The organism is Pseudomonas tehranensis (assembly GCF_014268615.1).
Taxonomy (GTDB): domain Bacteria; phylum Pseudomonadota; class Gammaproteobacteria; order Pseudomonadales; family Pseudomonadaceae; genus Aquipseudomonas; species Aquipseudomonas tehranensis.
Window position 1 is genome coordinate 11542 of record NZ_JABWQV010000017.1, and the last position, 18890, is coordinate 30431.

Genomic DNA, 18890 nt, shown 5'->3' on the forward strand with positions numbered 1-18890 from the left:
TACAGCCGCAGGATGCCGGACATGTCGACAAACCACCGTAGCTCTCGCTTTTTCGCCCTCGCCTTGATGGCTCTGTTGTTGGCCGCCGGAGGGTTTGGCTATTGGAAGTCGCGCCAGGATCGCCTGCCCGAAGGCCTAAGCATGGGCAATGGGCGCCTGGAGGCCACCGAAGTCCAGATCGCCAGCAAGACACCCGGGCGCTTGGCCGACGTTCATGTTGACGAAGGCGATGTCGTCAGCAAGGGCCAACTTCTGGCGCGCATGGACACCCGCACCCTGGAGGCCCAGCGAAACCAGGCCGAAGCCGAAGTAACGCGCGCCCGGGAAAACCTGTCCGCCGCTCAAGCCAATGTGCAACTGCGCCAGAGCGAACAATTGCTCGCCCACCAAGAACTCAAACGCACCCAGGAACTGTTCAGGCGCGGTTACGCCAGTGCTCAGGCGATCGACCAACAACAAGCCCGTTTCGACACGGCTAACGCCGCGGTCAATGCTGCCCAGGCCCAGGTGTCGGCAGCGGCCGCCGCCATCGGTGCGACCCAGGCCCAGGTTGCCCAACTGACCAGCGAAATCGACGACAGCAGCCTGCGCGCCCCCATTGACGGTGTGATTCAGCTACGCCTGGCCGAGCCGGGCGAAGTGCTGGGCGCCGGTGGCCGAGTACTGCTGATGATCGATCCGAACGATCAATACATGAACCTGTATTTGCCGGCGTCCGTGGCCGGGAAACTGGCGGTGGGCGATCAGGCGCGTCTGCTGCTCGACGCCCTGCCCGATCGACCATTGCCGGCAACGGTCAGCTTCGTCGCGGCCAAATCCCAGTTCACCCCCAAAGAAGTCGAAACCCGTGACGAGCGCCAGAAACTGGTGTTCCGCGTCAAGATACGCCTGACGCGGCCCGGCGAAGTGCCCCAGGCAAAACCGGGCATGCCCGGCGCCGGCTACGTGCGCACAGCCCCCATTGACTGGCCGGCCAACTTGCAATGAGCGCCACCGTTGGCGAACCAGCCCTGCACGTCAGGGGCCTTGAGCACCATTACGGCCAACTGACAGCCTTGAGCGATATCGCGTTCAGTCTGCCCATCGGCACTCGTTGCGGCCTGATCGGCCCGGACGGGGCGGGAAAATCCAGCCTGCTGGGGCTGATTGCCGGGGTCAAGAAACACCAGACAGGCGAGTTACAGGTGCTGGGGGGGGCAATCGAGGATCGACGTCATCGCAATACGCTTTATCGACGCATCGCCTTCATGCCCCAAGGGCTGGGGGGCAATCTTTATCCTGATTTGTCGATAAGCGCGAACATCCGGTTTTTCGCCACGCTGTTCGGGCTTTCGCGGGCTGAATGCGAACAGCGCATGGGCAAGCTCCTGTTGGCGACCGACCTGCAGCGTTTTGCCGAACGTCCGGCGGGCAAACTGTCGGGGGGCATGAAACAAAAGCTCGGCCTGTGTTGCGCGCTCATCCACGAGCCAGACCTGCTGATTCTCGACGAACCCACCACCGGCGTGGACCCGTTGTCGCGCCGGCGCTTTTGGGAGCTGATCGAAGACGTGCGCCGGCAACGACCGCAACTGACCCTGCTGGTCGCCACGGCTTACATGGAGGAAGCCGAACAGTTCGAGCATTGCCTGATGCTCGACAACGGCCGTTTGATCGCCAAGGGCTTGAGCGCCGAACTGGCTGGCGTCACCCCCGACGGCAAGCTCGACTCGGCTTTTACCTATTTCCAGGGTGACAGCCGCCACAACACCGCGCCACTGACGATCCCCCCCAGAACTGACAACGCCGACATTGCCATCCAGGCCCACGACCTCACCTTGCGCTTTGGTGATTTCACCGCAGTCGACAAGGTCAGCTTCGCGATAGGTCGCGGTGAGATCTTTGGCTTTCTGGGCTCCAACGGTTGCGGCAAGACCACCACCATGAAGGTGTTGACCGGGCTGATGCCCGCCAGCGAAGGCAGCGCCCGGCTGCTGGGCAACCCGGTCAACGCCAAGGACCTGGCCACCCGCAAACGGGTGGGCTTCATGTCTCAGAGTTTCTCACTGTACGGCGAACTGAGCGTGCGCCAGAATCTGGCCTTGCATGCGAAGCTGTTCGATCTGCCGAAGGCCGAAAGCGACGCGCGCATCAACGAGCTGATCCAGCGCTTCAATCTCCAGAGCCTCGCCGACCAACCTTGCGGCGCGCTCCCCTTGGGCCTGCGCCAGCGCTTGTCTCTCGCCGTGGCGGTGCTGCATCGCCCGGAAGTGCTGATCCTCGATGAACCGACCTCAGGCGTTGACCCGGCCGCGCGGGACGACTTTTGGCGACTGCTGATTGAGTTGTCCCGCGAACAGGGCGTGACGATATTTCTTTCCACGCATTTCATGAACGAAGCCCAACGCTGTGATCGCATTTCGCTGATGCACGCCGGCAAAGTCCTGGCCTGCGACACACCAGCAGCCCTCCAGGCGCAGTTCAACGGTCAGACGCTGGAGGCCGCGTTTGTCACCTGCCTGGAACAGGCCCAAGGGGAAACACAGCAAGACACCGCCCCCGTGCCCCTCGACAATGCCGGCACGCCGCAGGTCCGGCACGGCTTCAGCCTCGGGCGCCTGTGGGCCGTCGCCAGCCGGGAAGGCAAGGAGCTGCTGCGAGATAAAGTACGCATGGCCTTCGCCTTGCTGGGAGCCCTGTTCATGATGGTGATCTTCGGCTACGGCATTTCATTGGACGTGGAGAAGCTCGCCTTCGCCGTGTTCGATCAGGATCAGAGCCCGCAAAGTCGCGCTTATCTGGAAGCTTTCCGCAGCTCGCGCTATTTCGAGGAGCAGCCGGTTATCCAGGACGCGAACGCGCTGCATCGGCGCTTGCAACGTTCGGAAATCAAGCTGGCCCTGCAAATCCCACCCGGTTTCGGCCGTGACCTGTATGCCGGTCGGCAACCCACCGTTGGCGCCTGGCTGGACGGCGGCATGCCGTTTCGCGCCGAAACCAGTCGCAACTACGTCCAGGCGGTGCATCAGGCCAATCTCGAACAACTGGTTGAACAGAGCAGCCCGGCGCTAAACCAGCAAAGCGCAGCCAGCCTGGAGACCCGGTTCCGCTACAACCAGGACGTGGTCAGCGTGAACGCTATCGGTCCGGGCGTGATGGCGTTGATCCTCGCGTTCATTCCGGCGATGTTGACGGCCCTGGGGATCGTGCGGGAAAAGGAGTTGGGCTCGATCACCAATTTCTACGCCACACCGTTGACCCGCCTGGAGTTCCTGCTGGGCAAACAAGCGCCCTATCTGGCGGTCAGCCTGATCAATCTGGCCCTGCTGACGGCGATGAATCGCTGGCTGTTCGGCGTGCCATTCAAAGGCAGCGGCCTGACGCTGGCGTTGGGCGGGCTGCTCTACGTACTGGCAACCACCAGCATGGGGTTGTTGATCTCGGCGTTTACCCGCACCCAGATCGCAGCGATCCTCGGCACCATGATCATCACCAGTCTTCCGACCATCCAGTTCTCAGGGTTGATCGTGCCGCGCTCATCCCTGGACGGGGCAGCCTCGGTGATGGGCCAGTTGTTTCCCGCCGGTTATTTCCTGGACATCGCCGTCGGCACTTTCACCAAGGCCCTGGACCTGCGCCAGCTATGGCCGCAATGCCTGGCGCTACTGGGCTTTTTTCTGGTGTTCACCGGGCTCAGCCTGGTCATGCTGAAAAAACAGGAGGCCTGATGCACAAGTTTTCGCATATCTGGCGTCTTGGCCTCAAGGAACTGACCAGCCTGCGGTATGACTCCGTCCTGCTGCTGTTTTTAGGCTACGCATTCACCGTGGCGATCTACATGCCGGCCGCAGGCTCGGTGATCGGCGTCCACAACGCCAGCGTGGCGGTGGTGGATGAAGACCAAAGCCATCTCTCACGTCAATTGATCCAGGCTCTGCAACCGCCGGAATTCCAGAGCCCCGTGGCGTTGCCCTATGCCGAGCTGGACAAGGTCATGGACAGTGGCCGCTACACCTTCGTCATCAATGTGCCCGCCAACTTCCAGGCCGATCTGCTCGCCGGACGAGAGCCTGCGCTGCAACTCAACGTTGATGCCACAGCCATGAGCCAGGCGTTCATGGGCGCCGGCTACATCGGGCGGATTTTCCAACAGGAACTGCTGACCTACAGCGGGCGGGCACAAGCAAGCACACAAACGCCCGTGAAGCTGACTACCCGAGCGCTGTTTAACACCAATCTTGAGGGCGGGTGGTTTCTGGCCGTGATCCAGATCGTCAACAACATCACGATCCTGGCCATCATCCTCACGGGCACCGCGCTGCTGCGCGAGCGCGAGCACGGCACCCTCGATCACCTGCTGGTGCTACCGCTGACCGCACTGGAAATCATGCTGGCGAAAATCTGGAGCAACATGCTGGTGGTGGTGCTATGCACCTGGGCCTCACTGGAAATAATCGTCAAGGTCGCCTTGGGCGTGCCGCTTGCCGGCTCCATGTTGCTATTTCTGCTGGTGACCGCGCTCTACCTGTTCGCCAGCACCGCCCTGGGCATCTTTCTCGCCACCCTGGCCCGCTCGACGCCGCAGTTCGGTCTACTGTCGATCCCGGTCATCATACCGATGCTGCTGTTGTCGGGCGGCAGCACGCCGCTCGATAGCATGCCGCAATGGTTGCAATGGGTGATGCAAGGTTCGCCTTCGACCCATTTCGTCAGCCTCAGCGCGGCGATTCTATTCCGGGATGCGAGCGTTAGCGTGGTATGGCCAGACCTGCTGGCACTGGCGGCAATCGGGCTCTTGTTCTTTTTCATCGCCCTGGGGCGGTTTCGCAAAAGCCTGGCGTCCTGATAAAAAGCAGCCTTCGTCAGCGCCTACCGATTCGTGGCGCTGTCGGGGCTACGATCCAGCCGATTTATTGAATGATCAGGTTATTGAACAACAGGTCATCCACCATCGGTTTACCCGTTTCGTCGTTCATCACCTGCTGAGTCTGCTTCAAGGCTTCCTGACGCAGTTTCTCCTTGGCTTCGATATTGTTCATGGCCTCGGTGGTCTGTTGGGCGAACAGTGCAACCAGCTGATTACGGATCAGCGGCTCGTTGGCCTTCACCGCCGCAGCGGCGGCATCCCCCGTGACACGCAGGGCCACATCGGCCTTGTACACCCTCAGCTTCGCCGAGCCGTCCAGGCCATAATTGCCCACGAATGGCGGGCTGAGGGTGATGTAACTGACCTTCGGCGCCTCGCCTTCTTTGGCTTCCTCGGCCATCGCCGTCACAGGCAGCGACAAGGCCAGCATCAACATGATCCACGCTTTCACATTCGACTCCTCATACGGTTTGCGGCCCAGCATACCGACCCGCCGTTCAAGCACAAGCTTATGGCCGGCTATCAGGGCGGGGCATGCTCGTTGACCCATTGACTCTCACACCTACACTTATCGGCCATCACTCCCAAAGGAATAGCCCTGATGAAAGCCGTGCTGTGCAAAGAATTCGGTCCTGCCGAATCGCTGGTGCTGGAAGACGTCGCCAGCCCCGTCGCCAAGAAGAACGAAGTGCTGCTGGACGTGCATGCCGCCGGGGTGAACTTCCCTGACACGCTGATCATCGAGGGCAAATATCAATTCAAGCCCCCCTTCCCGTTTTCCCCTGGCGGCGAAGCAGCGGGCGTGGTCAGCGCGGTGGGTGAAAAAGTCAGCCACCTGAAGGTCGGTGACCGGGTGATGGCGCTGACCGGTTGGGGCAGCTTTGCCGAACAGGTGGCGGTGCCTGGCTACAACGTGTTGCCGATCCCGGCGTTCATGGACTTCAACACCGCTGCCGCCTTCAGCATGACCTACGGCACCTCGATGCATGCCCTCAAGCAACGGGCCACCCTGCAACCCGGCGAAACCCTGCTGGTGCTCGGCGCATCCGGCGGCGTCGGCCTGGCGGCGGTGGAGATCGGCAAGGCCATGGGCGCCCGGGTGATTGCCGCCGCCAGCAGCGCAGAGAAACTGGCCGTGGCCAAGGCCGCCGGCGCCGACGAACTGATCAACTACAGCGAAACCAGCCTCAAGGATGAAATCAAACGCCTCACCGACGGCCAGGGCGCCGATGTGATTTACGACCCGGTGGGCGGCGATCTGTTTGATCAGGCCATTCGCGCCATTGCCTGGAACGGCCGGTTATTGGTGGTCGGCTTTGCCAGCGGACGCATTCCCGAGTTGCCCGTAAACCTGGCCCTGCTCAAGGGCGCCGCCGTGGTCGGCGTGTTCTGGGGCTCCTTCGCCCAACGCCAACCCCAGGACAACGCCGCCAACTTCCAGCAATTGTTCGACTGGTTTACCGAAGGCAAGCTCAAGCCACTGGTCTCGCAGGTGTATCCACTGAGCAACGCCGCCCAGGCGATCAACGACTTGGGCCAGCGCAAGGCTGTGGGGAAGGTGGTGGTGCAGGTGCGTTGAAGTCAATCAAGCGGTCCGGGTGCCGGAGGCTAAGGACCGCTTGATTGTTGAATCTGACCACAAGGCAATTCCGACAGCGCCATCAGCGTATGTCTGAGCGACATGTTCATTTAAGAACATTCATTAAGGGAAATTTCCATTGTTTAAGTGATGCGAAGCGATGCTATTTTCGGTAACGAAACTGTAACATTCGCATCCGCAGTCATAACAAGAATCTGGAGCCCTTGAATGTTTGCTTTCTTTCGTCCTGCCGTACATCAGGCGCCCCTGCCTGAAGAAAAAATAGACAGCACCTATCGACGCCTTCGCTGGCAGATTTTCGCAGGCATCTTCATCGGCTACGCTGGTTATTACCTGCTGCGCAAAAACTTCTCCCTGGCCATGCCGTACTTGATCGACGAGGGCTACACCCGGGGTCAGTTGGGCTTGGCCATGTCGGCCATTGCCATCGCCTACGGGCTTTCAAAGTTCCTGATGGGCCTGGTGTCCGACCGTTCCAATCCGCGCTATTTCCTGCCATTCGGTTTGCTGGTCTCGGCGGGGGTGATGTTCATTTTCGGTTTCGCGCCTTGGGCAACCTCCAGCGTCACCATGATGTTCATCCTGCTGTTCATCAATGGCTGGGCCCAGGGCATGGGCTGGCCGCCCAGTGGGCGGACCATGGTGCACTGGTGGTCACAGAAAGAACGCGGCGGCGTGGTGTCGGTCTGGAACGTGGCGCATAACGTCGGCGGTGGCTTGATTGGGCCGTTGTTCCTGCTGGGGATGGGCTGGTTCAATGACTGGCACGCGGCGTTTTATGTACCGGCGGCCGTGGCGCTACTGGTGGCACTGTTTGCCTTCGCGACCATGCGCGACACCCCGCAATCGGTAGGCCTGCCACCGATCGAAAAATACAAGAACGATTACCCGGAAGGCTACGACGCCAGTCACGAGAACGAGTTCAGCGCCAAGGAAATCTTCGTCAAATACGTGCTGCGCAACAAAATGCTCTGGTACATCGCCATGGCAAACGTCTTTGTTTACCTGCTGCGCTACGGCGTGCTGGATTGGGCGCCCACCTACCTCAAGGAAGCCAAAGGCTTCACGGTGGATAAAACCTCCTGGGCGTACTTCTTGTATGAGTGGGCAGGCATCCCTGGCACGTTACTGTGCGGCTGGATGTCGGACAAAATCTTCCGCGGTAACCGGGGCCTGACGGGCATGGTATTCATGGCGCTGGTGACCGTGGCGACACTGGTGTACTGGCTGAACCCGGCCGGCAACCCGACCGTGGACATGGTCGCCCTGGTTTCCATTGGCTTTCTGATCTACGGCCCGGTCATGCTGATCGGTTTGCAGGCTCTGGAACTGGCGCCGAAAAAGGCCGCCGGTACCGCCGCCGGTTTCACCGGGCTGTTTGGCTACCTGGGCGGCTCGGTCGCGGCCAGTGCTGCGATGGGCTACACGGTGGACCATTTCGGCTGGAACGGTGGTTTTGTATTGCTGGTGGGTGCTTGCCTGCTGGCGATGGCGTTCCTCGCGCCAACCTTGTGGCACAAGCAAATCGCCAGTCAGAGCCGCGAAGCGGTGGCCTGATCCAGGGCTGATTTGCAGCGTTTGAGCCGCGCCTCCAGATTCCGGTCTGGCATGGCGTGGCTGCGCAGGGCGTGGATGGTCTGCTCGACATAATCGCGGGTGGTGCCATAGCGCCCACAAGCGCTTTCGAACACCTGGCTCAGCACATGATCCGGCAAGTTGCCGGCATAGCTGGGCAAGTGCCGCTCCAGCACGAACCCCAAGGCCTGCACCCGGCTGCCATCCTCGAGACGACAACTGAGCCAGTGCGGACGATAGGACGGGAACGGCATCTCGCGCTGCCACAGGGCGAACAGCGAGTCCTCCAGATTCTCTTCCGATAACCGATAGGCGAAACCGCTGCACGACCCGCCTCGGTCCAACCCGAACACCAACCCCGGTAATTCCGGAGTCCCCCGGTGCTCGTGAGACCACAAATACAAACCGCGATGGTACCCGTGGACCCGACCGCGCACCCGCTCCACCGCCGAGCACTCCGGCCGCCAGATCAACGAACCGTAAGCAAACAGCCACACCGGCCCACCCCGGTGCAGGCTCATGGTCAATTGCATCGAGGCGAGCAATTGCTCACGGGTCAACTGCGGCCCCAGGTCGAGGCGTGGCGGGTATGGCGCACAAGTAAAGGCGGATTCGATAGCGGTCATGGCCGGTAGCGGTTGGCTCCTCGCGGTTCATGAAGCTGGATGGTGCGCGTCATGACACTGACGCTTGTCAGGAGCAAGGCAAATTAAATGCCATGAATGCCCATGAACGAGGGAATTCTGATATTGCGTAGGAGCTGTCGAGCGAAGCTTCGCTCGACAGCTCCTACGCCCGCGGCGCATAGGCAAATACGTCGGCGCGCATTTGGTGGGCGTCCATTCCGGCATCGACCAACGCGTCGAGGGTGGCATAGATCATCGCCGGCGAGCCGCTGGCGTAGACATGCACGCCCTTGAGATCGCTGATGTCCTCGCACACGGCTTCGTGAAGCATCCCACAGCGCCCTTCCCAGCCACACAAGTCGCTGACGACTTTGTGCAGGAACAGGTTAGGCAGCGTTTTCCACTCGTCCCAATGTTCGATTTCATAGAAATCTTCCGGGCGCCGCACGCCCCAATACAGATGCACCGGGTGCTTGAAACCCGCTGCGCGGCAATGTTCGATCAGGCTGTGCATCTGCGCCATGCCAGTACCGGCGGCGATCAACACCAGCGGTCCCTCCGGCAACTCGGACAAATGGGTGTCGCCAAAGGGCATTTCGATGCGCACATTGGGGTTACGCTGAAGTTGCTCCAGCAGCGTCTGCGCACTGTTTTCGCGCACTAATACGTGCAATTGCAGCTCGCGCCCCGAATGCGGCGCCGAGGCCAGGGAAAACGCCGATTTCTCGCCATTCTCCCGCTCGATCATCAGGTACTGCCCCGCGTGATAGCGCGGCGGCTTGCCCGCCGGTGCGCGCAGGCGTACTCGCCAGACATCACCGCCCACGTCTGCGCATTCAGTGACCTGGCACGCTAGGCTGCGCACGGGCAACTCACCCGGTGACAGCACGCCATCCCACAGCACCACGCAGTCCTCCAGAGGCTCGGCAATGCAGGTGAATATCTCACCGTGATCGCGCACTTCACCCGCCTGCTCCACGCGGCCTTCCACTAACAGCGCACCGCAGACATGGCAGTTGCCATTGCGGCAGCTTTGCGGGCACTCATAGCCCAGGCGTCGCGCGCCATCGAGAATCCGCTCGGCGGGCCGGATATCCAACACCGCCCCGGAAGGCTGCAAGGTTACACGCATCAATCTATTCCTAACTGATTCCAGATGGCATCGATCCGTTGGGTAACGGCTTCATCCTTGACGATCACCCGGCCCCATTCACGGGTGGTTTCACCGGGCCATTTATGCGTGGCATCGAGTCCCATCTTCGAGCCCAGGCCGGACACCGGCGAGGCGAAGTCGAGGTAATCGATCGGCGTATTCTCGATCATCACCGTGTCACGCTTGGGGTCCATGCGCGTGGTGATGGCCCAGATCACGTCGTTCCAGTCTCGTGCGTTGATATCGTCGTCAGTGACAATAACGAACTTGGTGTACATGAACTGTCGCAAAAACGACCAGACCCCCAGCATGACCCGCTTGGAGTGCCCTGGGTACGACTTCTTCATGGTCACCACGGCCATGCGGTAAGAGCAACCTTCCGGCGGCAGGTAGAAGTCGGTGATTTCGGGAAATTGCTTCTGCAGGATCGGCACGAACACTTCGTTCAGCGCCACCCCGAGAATGGCCGGCTCATCAGGCGGACGGCCGGTGTAGGTGCTGTGGTAGATCGGCTTGATCCGATGCGTAATGCGCTCGACGGTGAACACCGGAAAGCTGTCGACTTCGTTGTAGTAGCCGGTGTGGTCGCCGTACGGACCTTCATCGGCCATTTCGCCGGGATGGATCACGCCTTCAAGAATAATCTCGGCAGTGGCCGGGACTTGCAGATCGTTGCCGCGGCATTTCACCAGTTCGGTGCGGTTGCCGCGCAACAGCCCGGCGAATGCGTATTCGGAAAGGCTGTCAGGCACTGGCGTGACAGCACCGAGGATGGTCGCCGGGTCCGCGCCCAGGGCCACGGACACCGGAAACGGTTGCCCAGGATGTTTTTCACACCATTCCCGATAATCCAGCGCACCGCCACGGTGGCTCAGCCAGCGCATGATGACCTTGTTCCGGCCAATGACCTGCTGACGGTAGATACCGAGGTTCTGACGATCCTTGTTCGGACCTTTGGTGACGGTCAGGCCCCAGGTAATCAGCGGCCCCACGTCGCCCGGCCAGCAGGTCTGCACCGGCAACATCGCCAGGTCGACATCGTCACCTTCGATCACCACTTCCTGGCAGATGGCGTCCTTGACGACTTTCGGCGCCATGGAAATGATCTTGCGGAAAATCGGCAGCTTGGACCACGCATCCTTCAGACCTTTGGGCGGCTCAGGCTCCTTGAGAAACGCCAGCAGCTTGCCGATTTCGCGCAGTTCGCTGACGGCTTCGGCGCCCATGCCCAAGGCCACGCGATGTGGCGTGCCGAACAAGTTGCCCAGCACCGGGATGTCATAACCGGTCGGGTTTTCAAACAATAGCGCCGGGCCTTTGGCTCGCAGCGTACGGTCGCAGACCTCGGTCATTTCCAGTACGGGGGACACCGGCACCTGGATGCGCTTGAGTTCGCCGCGCTGTTCCAGACCGCTGATAAAGTCGCGCAAGTCGCGATACTGCATGCAAAAGCCTCATGGTAGCCGGGGCGTCGGGGGCCCGAGTTTAACGCCGCCCGTTCAAAATAGTGAATGCACGGATAGCAAAAAGCCGGGTTTCCCCGGCTTTGCGGCCCTGCCTGATCGATTACTTGCGTTTCATCGACAGGAAGAACTCATCGTTGGTCTTGGTCTGTTTCAACTTGTCGACCAGAAACTCGATGGCAGCGACTTCATCCATAGGATGCAGGAGCTTGCGCAGGATCCACATACGCTGCAGCTCGTCGTCGGCGGTCAGCAACTCTTCGCGGCGGGTGCCGGAGCGGTTGATGTTAATGGCCGGGAAGACGCGCTTTTCAGCGATCTTGCGATCCAGAGGCAGTTCCATGTTACCGGTGCCTTTGAATTCCTCGTAGATCACTTCGTCCATCTTCGAGCCGGTTTCAACCAGCGCGGTGGCGATGATGGTCAGCGAGCCGCCTTCTTCGATGTTACGCGCAGCACCGAAGAAACGTTTCGGTTTCTCCAGGGCGTGGGCATCGACACCACCGGTCAGCACCTTGCCGGAGCTCGGGATCACAGTGTTGTAGGCACGGGCCAGACGAGTGATGGAGTCCAGCAGGATCACCACGTCCTTCTTGTGCTCGACCAGGCGTTTGGCCTTCTCGATCACCATTTCGGCAACCTGCACGTGGCGGGTCGGCGGCTCGTCGAACGTCGAGGCAACCACTTCGCCGCGCACGGTGCGCTGCATCTCGGTCACTTCTTCCGGACGCTCGTCGATCAGCAGCACGATCAGATGAACTTCAGGGTTGTTACGAGCGATGTTGGCCGCGATGTTCTGCAGCATGATCGTCTTGCCCGCTTTCGGCGGCGCCACGATCAGACCGCGCTGGCCTTTGCCGATAGGTGCGCACAAATCGATGACCCGACCGGTGAGGTCTTCGGTGGAACCGTTACCGGCCTCCATCTTCATGCGCACGGTCGGGAACAGCGGGGTCAGGTTCTCGAAGAGAATCTTGTTCTTCGCGTTTTCCGGACGGTCGAAGTTGATCGTGTCGACCTTGAGCAGTGCGAAGTAACGCTCGCCTTCCTTCGGAGGGCGGATCTTGCCAACGATGGTGTCACCGGTGCGCAAGTTGAAACGACGGATCTGGCTCGGCGAGACGTAGATATCGTCTGGGCCGGCAAGATAGGAAGCGTCTGCGGAGCGGAGAAAGCCGAAGCCGTCCTGGAGAATCTCCAGCACGCCATCACCGGAGATTTCCTCGCCGCTTTTCGCGTGCTTTTTGAGCAGGGAGAAAATCACGTCCTGCTTGCGCGAACGGGCCATATTTTCTATGCCCATCTGTTCGGCCAATTCGAGCAGTTCGGTAATCGGCTTTTGCTTGAGTTCAGTCAGATTCATATAGGAATGACGTAATCATTTATGGAGGGGGGAAATTAAGCTTTTGGCTTAATGAGGCCGCGCCGCGGAGAAGGCGACAGGATCGCGTACTTATTCGAAAGGAGTGCGTCGGCGACGGCTTGCAGGGGGCAAAGGAGAAACCAGTGCGGGGCCGAATGTAACACCTGGGTTTGCGAGCGTCTAGCCCCGAGTAACGAAAAAAGCCCCGCGATTAGCGGGGCTTTTTCAACAGCATTCGGCGCTTAGATGTTGGCGTCGAGGAACGCGGCCAGTTGCGACTTCGACAGTGCACCCACCTTGGTGGCTTCGACGTTGCCGTTCTTGAACAGCATCAGCGTCGGGATACCACGCACGCCGTGCTTGGCCGGAGTCTCCTGGTTCTCGTCGATGTTCAGCTTGGCGACGGTCAACTTACCTTTGTAAGTCTCGGCGATTTCGTCCAGGACCGGCGCGATCATTTTGCATGGACCGCACCACTCAGCCCAATAGTCGACCAGTACCGCGCCTTCGGACTTAAGTACTTCTTCGTCGAAGCTAGCGTCGGTAACGTGTTTGATCAGATCGCTGCTCATTGAAATCTCCGGGATTGTCAGCAAAAAAACGTGGCCCATCATAGCTGCCCTTCCCGGCTTCAGGAAGCTTGAGTTGATTGAGTCTCGCTATGGTGTCCGATGTATTTGGGTATGACCCCCGTCATGTGGCAGCCGGAGCCACGAAGGAAATTCCAGTGCGCAGTGCGGCGTTACGTACATGTTCCTGCATGGCTTTTTGCGCGCCAGCCGAAGCGCGACGGGCCAGTGCCCGAAGGATCTTGCGATGCTCTTGCCACGTTTCCATCGCCCGTTCCGCTCGGATGAACGGTAGTTTCTGGCTTTCCAGAAAGATGTCGGCGCTGGCGGTGAGAATACTCAGCATCGCCTGGTTACCGCTGGCCTGCAGGATGCGCCGATGGAACTCGAAATCCAGCCGCGCTGCGGCATCGAAATCCCCTGACTTGAGCTCCCGACGCATGGCCTCGACGTTGTCCTCCAATGTGTCAAGTTCATCGGCGCTCAGCGTCACCGCCGCCAACCCGGCCGCGAAACCCTCCAGGGCATAACGCAACTGGAAGATATCCACGGGTGAAGCCTGGGCCGCGAACGGCCAGCCCGGGGCCAGCTCGCTGCGCGAAACCTCCACCGACGACTGCACGAACACACCCTTGCCCGGCTGTACGCTGATGACGCCCAGTGCACTCAACGATGAAAGCGCCTCACGCAGCGAGGCTCGACTCACCCCCAGTTGCAACGCCAGGTCCCGTTGTGACGGCAGCGCATCCCCGGGAGCGAAGCCTTCGTCGACGATCAGTTTACGGATGGCTTGCAGGGCCACTTCGGGAACGGCGCGAGCGATGGAATTCATGATTTTTTCAGATGAACCGGGCCAGTGAACGGCTAGTTGTAAAGCTAAACGCCGCGCCCGGCAAGTCGTGCTCCAGTTGGGTTCGGCGGCAAATACCAACGCCCGATAACGGTGCGAAACGCGGCGCAACTGTTCAGACCAGTAAGACCTCATCCCGCCAGTAAAACCGTGGCTTTGGCAGATTAAAAACCAGCTTGGCATGGCCTGTGCTCTGTCCGAACGCAGAAATCACATCACCGATGCGGAGATTCGCCATGATTAAGCGTTACAGCGCCCTGCTTACCGCCCTGTTCGCCAGCCTGATGCTCACTCATCTGCCCGCTCAAGCAGACGGCCTGGAAGACGTGGTCAAGCGCGGCACCCTCAAGGTCGCAGTGCCCCAGGACTTCCCACCGTTCGGCTCGGTAGGCCCGGACATGAAACCTCGCGGCCTGGACATCGACACCGCGCAGCTGCTGGCCGACCAGCTCAAGGTCAAGCTTGAACTGACCCCCGTCAACAGCACCAACCGCATTCCGTTCCTGACCACCGGCAAGGTCGACCTGGTGATCTCCAGCCTGGGCAAAAACCCCGAGCGTGAAAAAGTCATCGACTTCTCCAGTGCCTACGCGCCGTTCTACCTCGCTGTATTCGGCCCGCCCGACGCCGCCATCAACGGCTTGGACGACCTCAAGGACAAGACCATCAGCGTCACCCGCGGCTCCATCGAAGACATCGAACTGACCAAAGTCGCTCCCCAAGGCGCCACAATCAAACGCTTTGAAGACAACAACTCGACCATCGCCGCCTACCTGGCCGGCCAGGTGGACCTGATCGCCAGCGGCAACGTGGTCATGGTCGCGATCAGCGAACGCAACCCCAAGCGCGTCCCGGCGCTGAAAGTAAAACTCAAGGATTCGCCAGTGTATGTGGGCGTGAACAAGAACGAGCCGGCGCTGCTGGACAAGGTCAACCAGATCCTGGCCACTGCCAAAACCGATGGCAGCCTGGAGAAAAACTCCCAGACTTGGCTCAAACAGCCGCTGCCAGCCGATCTCTGACCGTCGCTTGAGAGGTTGAGCATGGCTTATCAGTTCGATTTTATGCCGGTGGTGCAGAACACCGAGCTGCTGCTGCGCGGTGCCTTGTTCACCTTGGAGTTGACGGCCATCGGCGCGCTGCTCGGGGTTGGCCTGGGCATCGTCGGGGCCGTGGTGCGGGCGTGGCATATTCGTCCGTTCGCGGCGATCTTCGGCGTGTACGTGGAGCTGATCCGCAACACGCCATTCCTGGTGCAGCTGTTTTTCATTTTCTTCGGCCTGCCGTCCCTGGGTTTGCAGATATCCGAATGGCAGGCAGCGGTACTGGCCATGGTGATCAACCTCGGCGCCTACTCCACCGAGATCATCCGCGCCGGCATCCAGGCCATCCCGCGCGGGCAACTGGAAGCCGCCGCGGCCCTGGCGATGAGCCGTTTCGAAGCCTTTCGTCATGTGGTGCTGCTGCCGGCGCTGGGCAAGGTCTGGCCGGCCCTGAGCAGCCAGATCATCATCGTGATGCTCGGCTCGGCGGTCTGCTCGCAGATCGCTACTGAAGAGCTGAGCTTTGCCGCCAACTTCATTCAGTCGCGTAATTTCCGCGCGTTCGAGACCTATGCACTGACCACGCTGATCTACTTGTGCATGGCGCTGTTGATCCGCCAGTTCCTGAACTGGGTGGGCCGCCGCTACATTGCCAGGAGCCGCCAATGAGCGATTTCACTTTCTGGGACGTGGTGCGCAACCTGCTCACGGGCCTGCAATGGACCCTGGCGTTGTCGCTGGTGGCGTTTATCGGGGGCGGCGTGATCGGCTTGCTGGTGATGGTGCTGCGCATTTCCAAAAGCGCCCTGCCCCGCAACATTGCCCGTACTTACATCGAGCTGTTCCAGGGCACGCCGCTGTTGATGCAGCTGTTTCTGGTGTTCTTCGGCGTAGCCCTGGCCGGGGTGGAGATTTCCCCGTGGATGGCCGCGGCGATTGCCTTGACGCTGTTTACCAGCGCCTACCTGGCGGAGATCTGGCGCGGTTGTGTCGACTCGATTTCCAACGGCCAATGGGAAGCCTCGGCGAGCCTGGCCCTCAGCCCGCTGGAGCAGTTGCGCTACGTGATCCTGCCCCAGGCCTTGCGCATCGCCGTGGCCCCGACCGTGGGCTTTTCCGTGCAGGTGGTCAAAGGTACAGCCGTGACTTCGATCATTGGCTTTACCGAACTGACCAAAACCGGCGGCATGCTCGCCAACGCCACGTTCGAGCCGTTCATGGTGTATGGCCTGGTGGCCCTCGGTTACTTCCTGCTTTGCTACCCCTTGTCCCTCAGTGCGCGCTACCTGGAAAGGAGACTGCATGCCTCTGCTTAGAATTTCCGCCCTGCATAAATACTACGGCGATCACCACGTGCTTAAAGGCATCGACCTGAGCGTCGAGGAAGGCCAGGTCGTGGCGATCATCGGCCGCAGCGGTTCGGGCAAATCCACCCTGTTGCGCACCCTCAATGGTTTGGAGTCGATCAACGACGGCGTGATTGAAGTCGACGGTGAATACCTCGACGCCGCCCGCGCCGACCTGCGCAGCCTGCGGCAGAAAGTCGGGATGGTGTTCCAGCAATTCAACCTGTTCCCGCACCTGACCGTCGGTGAGAACGTGATGCTCGCGCCGCAGGTTGTTCAAAAAGTACCCAAGGCCAAAGCGGCTGAACTGGCACGCCAGATGCTGGAGCGAGTCGGACTCGGGGAGAAATTCGACGCCTTTCCAGACCGCCTGTCCGGCGGCCAGCAACAGAGGGTCGCCATCGCCCGCGCCCTGGCGATGTCGCCAAAGGTGCTGCTGTGCGACGAAATCACCTCCGCCCTGGACCCGGAACTGGTCAATGAAGTGCTCGGCGTGGTGCGCCAGCTGGCCAAGGACGGCATGACCCTGATCATGGTCACCCACGAAATGCGCTTTGCCCGGGAAGTCGGGGACAAACTGGTGTTCATGCACCAAGGCAAGGTGCATGAGGTGGGGGATCCCAAGGTGTTGTTCGCCGATCCGCAGACCGTAGAGTTGGCGAATTTCATTGGGACGGTCGAGCCCGCCTGATTTTCTCAGCCAAGGAACACTCTGTGGCGAGGGGATTTATCCCCGTTGGGCTGCGAAGCGGCCCCCAAACCAGGCAACTCGGCGTGCCAGGATGATTGAGTTCACAGCTTTAGGGCTGCTGCGCAGCCCAGCGGGGATAAATCCCCTCGCCACAAGGGCACCCTGCAAGCTGCTCTGGCTCAAGGGTTTGGATCAGGTGCGTTGGCGTAAGCGGTTGATCGTGGCAGGATGGCGAGGTTATCGACCGAGACTTTTTGACCATGCCGCCATCCCAAGCCAAGAATCTGTCCCTGATCGCTGCCATAGACCTGGGCTCCAACAGCTTCCACATGGTCGTCGCCAAGGCCCAGAACGGGGAAATCCGAATTCTTGAGCGGCTCGGCGAGAAGGTCCAACTGGCCGCCGGCATCGACGAAGAGCGCCAACTGAGCGAAGAATCCATCCAGCGCGGGCTCGATTGCCTCAAGCGGTTCGCCCAACTGATCAACGGCATGCCCCTGGGCGCGGTGCGGATCGTGGGCACCAACGCATTGCGCGAGGCGCGCAACCGGGGCGAATTCATCCACCGCGCCGAAGAGATCCTCGGCCATCCGGTGGAAGTCATTTCCGGGCGTGAAGAGGCCCGTCTGATCTACCTCGGCGTCTCCCATACGCTGGCCGACACCCCGGGCAAACGCCTGGTGGCGGACATCGGGGGCGGCAGTACCGAATTCATCATTGGCCAGCGCTTCGAGCCGCTGCTGCGCGAAAGCCTGCAAATGGGTTGTGTCAGCTACACCCAGCGTTATTTCCGCGACGGCAAGATCACTCCGGCGCGCTACGCCCAGGCCTATACGGCGGCGCGCTTGGAAATCATGAGCATCGAACATGCCTTGCACCGCCTGACCTGGGATGAAGCCATCGGCTCCTCAGGCACCATTCGCGCCATTGGCCTGGCCCTCAAGGCCGGCGGCCATGGCACTGGCGAGGTCAACGCCGAAGGCCTGGCCTGGCTCAAGCGCAGGGTGTTCAAGCTCGGCGACTCGGACAAAATCGATTTCGAAGGCATCAAGCCCGACCGCCGGGCAATTTTCCCGGCGGGCCTGGCGATCCTCGAAGCGATTTTCGACGCCCTCGAACTGCAACGCATGGACCACTGCGAGGGCGCCCTGCGCGAAGGCGTGCTCTATGACCTACTCGGGCGCCATCACCATGAAGACGTCCGGGAGCGCACCCTGGGCTCGCTCATGGAGCGTTACCACGTCGATCAGGAACAGGCCGCACGGGTCGAGCGCAAGGCGCTGCACGCTTTCGACCAGGTGGCCGACGACTGGGACCTGAACGACGGGGTCTGGCGCGAATTGCTGGGCTGGGCTGCGAAGGTGCATGAGGTGGGCCTGGACATCGCCCACTATCACTACCACAAGCACGGCGCCTATCTGATCGAACATTCGGACCTGGCGGGCTTCTCCCGCGAAGACCAGCAGATGCTCGCGCTATTGGTGCGTGGCCACCGGCGCAATATTCCCAGGGATAAATTCGCTGAGTTCGGTAATGACGGCATCAAGCTGATTCGTCTGTGTGTGCTGCTACGCTTTGCAATCCTGTTCCACCACATCCGCGGTACCCAGGAAATGCCCCAGGTGGTCCTGCGCGCCGATGGAGCTGAGCTGGATGTGCTGTTTCCCGAAGGCTGGCTGCAAGAGAACCAACTGACCCAGGCTGACTTCGCCCAGGAAGCCGAATGGCTCACCCGGGTCGGGATTGCGCTGAACATCCACTGATT

The 18890-nt window shown here is 60.6% G+C and carries 17 protein-coding genes; 10 read left to right on the forward strand and 7 right to left on the reverse strand.

Going from position 1 to position 18890, the window contains the following annotated elements:
• Nucleotides 1-21 precede the first annotated feature (21 nt).
• The 3 genes from HU811_RS05835 to HU811_RS05845 are packed head-to-tail and all read left to right on the forward strand — an operon-like array spanning nucleotide 22 to nucleotide 4825.
• Complete coding sequence (locus HU811_RS05835) at nucleotides 22-987, forward strand: HlyD family secretion protein (protein ID WP_186654602.1); 966 nt, start codon at nucleotides 22-24, stop codon at nucleotides 985-987.
• Complete coding sequence (rbbA, locus tag HU811_RS05840) at nucleotides 984-3707, forward strand: ribosome-associated ATPase/putative transporter RbbA (RefSeq protein ID WP_186654603.1); 2724 nt, start codon at nucleotides 984-986, stop codon at nucleotides 3705-3707. Before HU811_RS05835 ends, rbbA begins: the two co-directional genes overlap by 4 nt.
• Nucleotides 3707-4825, forward strand: a complete 1119-nt coding sequence (locus tag HU811_RS05845) for an ABC transporter permease (RefSeq protein ID WP_186654605.1) — start codon at nucleotides 3707-3709, stop codon at nucleotides 4823-4825. The genes rbbA and HU811_RS05845 overlap by 1 nt, the downstream gene beginning before the upstream one ends.
• Nucleotides 4826-4889: 64 nt before the next feature.
• Here the strand turns inward: HU811_RS05845 and HU811_RS05850 are convergent, their stop codons facing one another.
• A complete protein-coding gene (locus HU811_RS05850) occupies nucleotides 4890-5297 on the reverse strand; it encodes a flagellar basal body-associated protein FliL (RefSeq protein WP_186654608.1) in 408 nt (135 codons plus the stop codon).
• A gap of 150 nt (nucleotides 5298-5447) precedes the next feature.
• Between HU811_RS05850 and HU811_RS05855 the strand changes: the two genes are divergently transcribed.
• The gene (locus HU811_RS05855) at nucleotides 5448-6425 is read left to right on the forward strand and encodes an NADPH:quinone oxidoreductase family protein (RefSeq protein ID WP_186654609.1); all 978 of its coding nucleotides are present in this window, start codon (nucleotides 5448-5450) and stop codon (nucleotides 6423-6425) included.
• A 228-nt stretch (nucleotides 6426-6653) separates the two neighbouring features.
• Nucleotides 6654-8003 carry a glycerol-3-phosphate transporter gene (gene glpT, locus HU811_RS05860; protein ID WP_092395198.1) on the forward strand — a complete coding sequence of 450 codons (1350 nt, stop codon included), beginning with the start codon at nucleotides 6654-6656 and terminating at the stop codon, nucleotides 8001-8003.
• Here the strand turns inward: glpT and HU811_RS05865 are convergent.
• The 6 genes from HU811_RS05865 to HU811_RS05890 all read right to left on the reverse strand — a co-directional run bounded on the left by HU811_RS05865 (nucleotide 7979) and on the right by HU811_RS05890 (nucleotide 14027).
• Entirely contained in the window at nucleotides 7979-8647 is a 669-nt protein-coding gene (locus tag HU811_RS05865) for a gamma-glutamylcyclotransferase (protein ID WP_186654612.1), read from the reverse strand. The genes glpT and HU811_RS05865 overlap by 25 nt on opposite strands.
• A gap of 163 nt (nucleotides 8648-8810) precedes the next feature.
• Entirely contained in the window at nucleotides 8811-9779 is a 969-nt protein-coding gene (locus tag HU811_RS05870) for a CDP-6-deoxy-delta-3,4-glucoseen reductase (RefSeq protein WP_092395192.1), read from the reverse strand.
• Nucleotides 9779-11245, reverse strand: a complete 1467-nt coding sequence (ubiD, locus tag HU811_RS05875) for a 4-hydroxy-3-polyprenylbenzoate decarboxylase (RefSeq protein ID WP_186654616.1) — start codon at nucleotides 11243-11245, stop codon at nucleotides 9779-9781. Before ubiD ends, HU811_RS05870 begins: the two co-directional genes overlap by 1 nt.
• Before the next feature lie 121 nt (nucleotides 11246-11366).
• Nucleotides 11367-12626, reverse strand: a complete 1260-nt coding sequence (gene rho / locus HU811_RS05880) for a transcription termination factor Rho (protein ID WP_025216061.1) — start codon at nucleotides 12624-12626, stop codon at nucleotides 11367-11369.
• Between the two features lie 242 nt (nucleotides 12627-12868).
• Nucleotides 12869-13198, reverse strand: coding sequence for a thioredoxin TrxA (gene trxA, locus HU811_RS05885; RefSeq protein ID WP_186654618.1), 330 nt, complete (start codon nucleotides 13196-13198; stop codon nucleotides 12869-12871).
• A gap of 121 nt (nucleotides 13199-13319) precedes the next feature.
• Complete coding sequence (locus HU811_RS05890) at nucleotides 13320-14027, reverse strand: FadR/GntR family transcriptional regulator (protein WP_186654621.1); 708 nt, start codon at nucleotides 14025-14027, stop codon at nucleotides 13320-13322.
• Nucleotides 14028-14281: 254 nt separating this feature from the next.
• Here HU811_RS05890 and HU811_RS05895 point away from each other — a divergent pair, with 254 nt between their 5' ends.
• The 5 genes from HU811_RS05895 to ppx all read left to right on the forward strand — a co-directional run bounded on the left by HU811_RS05895 (nucleotide 14282) and on the right by ppx (nucleotide 18888).
• Nucleotides 14282-15067: a transporter substrate-binding domain-containing protein gene (locus tag HU811_RS05895; protein WP_186654623.1), complete on the forward strand. Its 786-nt coding sequence runs from the start codon at nucleotides 14282-14284 to the stop codon at nucleotides 15065-15067.
• A gap of 21 nt (nucleotides 15068-15088) precedes the next feature.
• Nucleotides 15089-15757, forward strand: coding sequence for an amino acid ABC transporter permease (locus HU811_RS05900; protein WP_092395176.1), 669 nt, complete (start codon nucleotides 15089-15091; stop codon nucleotides 15755-15757).
• The gene (locus tag HU811_RS05905; RefSeq protein ID WP_092395173.1) at nucleotides 15754-16404 is read left to right on the forward strand and encodes an amino acid ABC transporter permease; all 651 of its coding nucleotides are present in this window, start codon (nucleotides 15754-15756) and stop codon (nucleotides 16402-16404) included. Before HU811_RS05900 ends, HU811_RS05905 begins: the two co-directional genes overlap by 4 nt.
• A complete protein-coding gene (locus tag HU811_RS05910; RefSeq protein ID WP_092395170.1) occupies nucleotides 16391-17125 on the forward strand; it encodes an amino acid ABC transporter ATP-binding protein in 735 nt (244 codons plus the stop codon). The genes HU811_RS05905 and HU811_RS05910 overlap by 14 nt, the downstream gene beginning before the upstream one ends.
• Nucleotides 17126-17385: 260 nt before the next feature.
• Entirely contained in the window at nucleotides 17386-18888 is a 1503-nt protein-coding gene (gene ppx / locus HU811_RS05915; protein WP_092395165.1) for an exopolyphosphatase, read from the forward strand.
• Nucleotides 18889-18890 lie beyond the last annotated feature (2 nt).